Raw genomic sequence first — 2,373 nt, 5'->3', positions numbered from 1 at the left:
ACCTGCTTGAGGACGGAAAGGCCCGGCAATCCGCCCTCGTTCGGTTTGATCCCGGGGTCGTAGGCGAGCTGGACGACCTTGTCGGCGAGAAACATTAAGAACTCCAGTTCGATTCAATGCACGCCAAAGCCCGCGAGGGCGAAGCGGCGGTGCGAGAAGAAGAGGGGGGAGGGGGGAAACGTCGGTCAGACGACTCGGCGGGCCGCGAGAATCTGCGACTTCCAGGACACGAGGGTCGCGATACGGACCACGTCACCGGTGTGCGGGGCGTTGATGATCAAGCCCTGGCCGATGAACATGCCGACGTGTTCAGGGACTTGGGCCGTCCCTTCGGTGAAGACGAGGTCGCCCGGCTCAAGAGCGTCGACGGATACCGCCTTGCCCTCCTTGACCTGCGTGTACGTCGTCCTGGTCAGGGTGAGCCCGGCGGCCTTGTACGACTGCTGCATCAGGGAGGAGCAGTCGCAGCGGCCCATGGGATCGGACCCGTGGGAGTTGGTGCAGCTCCCACCCCACTGATACGAGGTGTCGAGCTGGCCCAGTGCCCAGCGGATCGCTGTCCGGACCTTCGTCGGGGCGTCGGCGGGGATCTTGTAGCCGGCGGGCACAGCGCCGGCCGGGATGGCTCCGAAGTCGGTACCGTCTCCGTCGGCCGTACAACTGCCTGCGGTAGTGGGCGAATTGCTGCCGGTCTCGGCCGCGTCGGACGCCGACGCGCTCGCCGACGTGCCGCTGGCCGTCGGCAGCAGGGGTGCGATGGCCTGCTGCAAGGCGGTGGCCAGGGGCTCCCACTTGGCGTAGGCCTCGGGGAAGCCGGACCTCTGTACCGCTTGGGCGGCCTGGGTGACCGAGAGGGACTGCCAGCCCGAGACCTTCTCCAGCGCCTCGTAGAACTTGGTCGCGGCGTGCACCGGGTCGAGGATCTCGTTGGCGGTGCCCCAGCCCTGCGACGGACGCTGCTGGAACAGGCCCAGCGAATCGCGGTCGCCGTAGGTGAGGTTGCGCAGGCGGCTCTCCTGAAGGGCGGTCGCCAGGGCCACGATCTGCCCGCGGGCCGGGATGTTCATCGCGACGCCGGTGGCCTGGATCGTCTTGGCGTTGGGCACCTGCTCGGCCGGATCGTCCAGCCCCGCCACGGAGACGGTCTCCGTGGTGTCGCCGTCCAGGATCGCCTTCACCTGAGCGGCAACGGCCGAGGTATCCACAGCCTGTGCGTTGCCGGTCGAGCACGAGGCCGAAGCCGTTCCGGCGCCGACGGCGAGGATCGGAACGGTCAGAAGCAGCGAACCGGACCCGATGAGACCGACGACGGCCCCGGTGGTCTTCTTCATCACCGCCGCCGTTCACCGAGACGGTGATGCTGGCCGAGCAGTGGTACTGGGTCGGGACGCGGGGGTATCAGGGCATGCTGCATCGCAGCGGCTCCTCGTGGTTCGCAGGAGGCGCGGTGCCGACTTCTCGTGCAAGGCCGTCGGCACCGCGCCGATGTGAATCCGCCTTTCGGGGCGGGCCCGGGTCAGGGGAGTTGGTAGCTCCCGGACGCCGGTCTCGGGTCACGCGCGGCAGCCAGCCGCGCTCGTAATCTCAGGCGGTACACCGATCTCCTCACGGCTTTCGGAACGAAGAGCACAACATGCCTTCTGTGCAGCTCTGTTGGACCAGGCGGCACGGATAAGCACAGGTCAGTAGGGGTGGAGCGGGGCTCCGTCCCGGTGACTTGGCGAGACAGTAGACGGGGATTCCGGCCGCACCAAACAGCTCCCAGGCCCGGACCCGGAGCACGGCACGGTTGGCTGGGTGCGGCCGGAAATCGCGGCTACCGTCCGGCGCAACCCCGCCCCGGACGAGCGCTGTTGAACGCGGCCTGGAGCGGGTCGAGTCCCGCCGTGCCCTGAAAGAGGCCCCGCACATGAGCTACACGCTGCACCGAGGCGACGCCCTCACCGTGCTGAAGACCCTCCCGGACGAGAGCGTCAACGCCGTCATCACCGACCCGCCCTACAACTCCGGCGGGCGTACGAGTTCGGACCGCACCGGTCGTACGGCGCGCGCCAAGTACGTCACCAGCAACAGCGCGCACGACCTCCAGAACTTCCCCGGAGAAAACCGAGACCAGAGGAGCTACCGGAGTTGGCTGACCGCCCTGCTCACCGAGGCGTACCGGGCCTCCACCGAGCACGCGGTCGCCTCGTCTTCTCGGACTGGCGCCAGGAGCCGACCACGTCCGACGCCCTGCAGATGGCCGGCTGGACCTGGAGCGGCACCATCCCGTGGATCAAGCCCGCCAGCCGGCCCCGCAAGGGCGGGTTCAAGCAGTCGTCCGAATTCATCACCTGGGGCGTCAAGGGCAGCCTTGCCAAGGACCGCGACCTG

1 protein-coding gene and 2 pseudogenes are annotated in these 2,373 nt (G+C 68.2%); 1 reads left to right on the top strand and 2 read right to left on the bottom strand.

Going from position 1 to position 2,373, the window contains the following annotated elements; translation table 11 throughout:
• Positions 1–95, bottom strand: a pseudogene (locus SPR02S_RS66525) (DUF6112 family protein); the annotation flags it as partial.
• Positions 96–185: 90 nt separating this feature from the next.
• Positions 186–1,331 carry a C40 family peptidase gene (locus tag SPR02S_RS50060; RefSeq protein WP_019064611.1) on the bottom strand — a complete coding sequence of 382 codons (1,146 nt, stop codon included), beginning with the start codon at positions 1,329–1,331 and terminating at the stop codon, positions 186–188.
• A gap of 578 nt (positions 1,332–1,909) precedes the next feature.
• Here SPR02S_RS50060 and SPR02S_RS58245 point away from each other — a divergent pair.
• Positions 1,910–2,373, top strand: a pseudogene (locus tag SPR02S_RS58245) (DNA methyltransferase); the annotation flags it as partial.

The sequence above is a fragment of the Streptomyces prunicolor NBRC 13075 genome (assembly GCF_000367365.1).
Taxonomy (GTDB): Bacteria; Actinomycetota; Actinomycetes; order Streptomycetales; family Streptomycetaceae; genus Streptomyces; species Streptomyces prunicolor.
The sequence above is the reverse complement of the archived record's forward strand: the minus strand, read 5'-3'. Positions and strand labels throughout refer to the sequence as shown.

Coding starts and splice junctions, on each gene's coding strand:
- SPR02S_RS50060 (WP_019064611.1), bottom strand. CDS start 1,331: ATGAAGAAGACCACCGGGGCCGTCGTCGGTCTCATCGGGTCCGGTTCG.